General features: G+C 34.7%; 2 protein-coding genes. Both read right to left on the minus strand.

The features are described from left to right. Positions 1-154 precede the first annotated feature (154 nt). Positions 155-1,087, minus strand: coding sequence for an IS3 family transposase (locus Q7P22_RS13640; RefSeq protein ID WP_369695544.1), 933 nt, complete (start codon positions 1,085-1,087; stop codon positions 155-157). Continuing rightward, positions 1,045-1,728, minus strand: a complete 684-nt coding sequence (locus tag Q7P22_RS13645) for a helix-turn-helix domain-containing protein (RefSeq protein WP_303864973.1) — start codon at positions 1,726-1,728, stop codon at positions 1,045-1,047. Before Q7P22_RS13645 ends, Q7P22_RS13640 begins: the two co-directional genes overlap by 43 nt. Between the last annotated feature and the right edge of the window lie 136 nt (positions 1,729-1,864).

Raw genomic sequence — 1,864 nt, forward strand, 5'->3', positions numbered from 1 at the left:
TCCTTAATGTGGTACTTTGCAAATGAGATTGGATCGACACTTGAGAATCTAAAAGCCTGACTTGAAATGGACCGCTCCCTGTCAAGTAGACAAGTGAAAAAACAAAAAATAGTCTTTTATTATGTCCAGCTACTCTTATGTAGTTGGAGATAATTTATGCTACCTTATCTTCTAAATAATTCCTATATTCTATTGGTGTCATACAGTTTAGTTTCTTTTGATAACGACCATTATTGTAATAATCTATGTAATCAATGACTGCTTGTCCCAGTTCATCGTATGAATTAAATGTTTTTAAATAATACATCTCAGATTTTAGCATTCCCCAGAATGCTTCCATTGGGCCATTATCAATGCATCTAGATACTCTAGACATACTTTGTGTCATTTCTGCTTGATCCAGCTTCCTCTTGAACGCCTTTGTAGTATACTGAACTCCTCGATCACTATGAAAGATAGGCTTTGCATCAGGATATTGACTATGAGCTATATCAAAGGTTTTAAATACAAGATCATTATTATTCGATTTTCCTATGACAAAGGAGACGATACTTTTATCGCCTAAATCTAGAATTGCACTCAAATATGCCTTACTGCTTATACCATACTTCATTTCGGTTACATCCGTAAGCCACTTTTCACCAAAGTTATCTGCTGTGAATTCGCGATTCAATATATTTTGTGCAGTAATTTGTGGTGTGGACTTCACGTAATTCTTTTTCCTTCTTCGGCATACAGACTTAAGATTTAGTATTTTCATAAGTCTATAAATACGTTTTTCATTAACATCAAAGTCATTTTCTCTGTTGAGCTTAATTGTCATTTGTCTATACCCTAAAATGCCACCTCTTTCTTCATAGGCATCTTTAATTAGTGGAAGAAGTGTTCGATTAAACTGCTCATTCTTTCCCTCTTCACGATTGAACCATTTGTAGTAAGATGAACGAGAAATCTCAGCAAACTTACATAACTCGGATATAGAATAATTTCTTTCGTCATGTATCTCTTGAATAGCTAGGTAAACACTTTCGTTTCGAACCTGGCTTAAAATCGCCTCCTTTTGACTTCTTCTAGCTTTTTTAGGAATTTCATCTCCATTTCCTGTCGCTTATTTTGCGCCTTAAGCAAGCGATTTTCAGCACGAAGCTTCTCTAATTCAGACATTTCATCCTCAGGCTTTCTATGGCCTCTACGATCAAGCAGACCTTCAACACCCTTTTGCTCATATTTCTTCACCCACCCATATACCTGCTGATAAGATACGTGATATTGTTTGGCAGTTTTGGCATAATTATTTTCATGTTCAATACAGTATTGAACTATTTCAATTCGTTCTTCATATGTAGTTTTGCGTCTTATAGTCATAATGTTTTTTCCTCCTGCTGTGGAAATTTTAAACTCCTTATGACTATTATACTTCAAAACCCATCGTGGCAAAGTAGTATGACTAGGTATTTTATATTTAACAGCTAAATCATATAAACTACCTTTACGATCTAGATACTCACTCACAACTTTCATTCTAAACTCAAGCGTGTAGTGATTACAATGTGTGGTCTGAATGAATGCAGAATCTCCAAAAGCTCTATATTTTGCTACCCATTTTCTAAATGAGGATTCAGTAACCCCATATTTCATTCCTACCGTTGTAAGAGAACCATTACCAGCTAAGTACTCTTTTACAGCCATTAATTTAATATCAGCTGATACTTTACCCTTTTTAGGCATAAAAATATACTCCTCCTTACAGTAAACAATTTTTATTATTTAACCTGTCTACTATAGGGGGAGCATATCAAAAAGTCCCGTCAGATTGTGTGAAAATAAGCTTTTTATGCCACGTTTGGACACGATAATATTACAT

It is taken from the genome of Alkalibaculum bacchi (assembly GCF_937875145.1).
Lineage (GTDB): Bacteria > Bacillota > Clostridia > Eubacteriales > Alkalibacteraceae > Alkalibaculum > Alkalibaculum bacchi_A.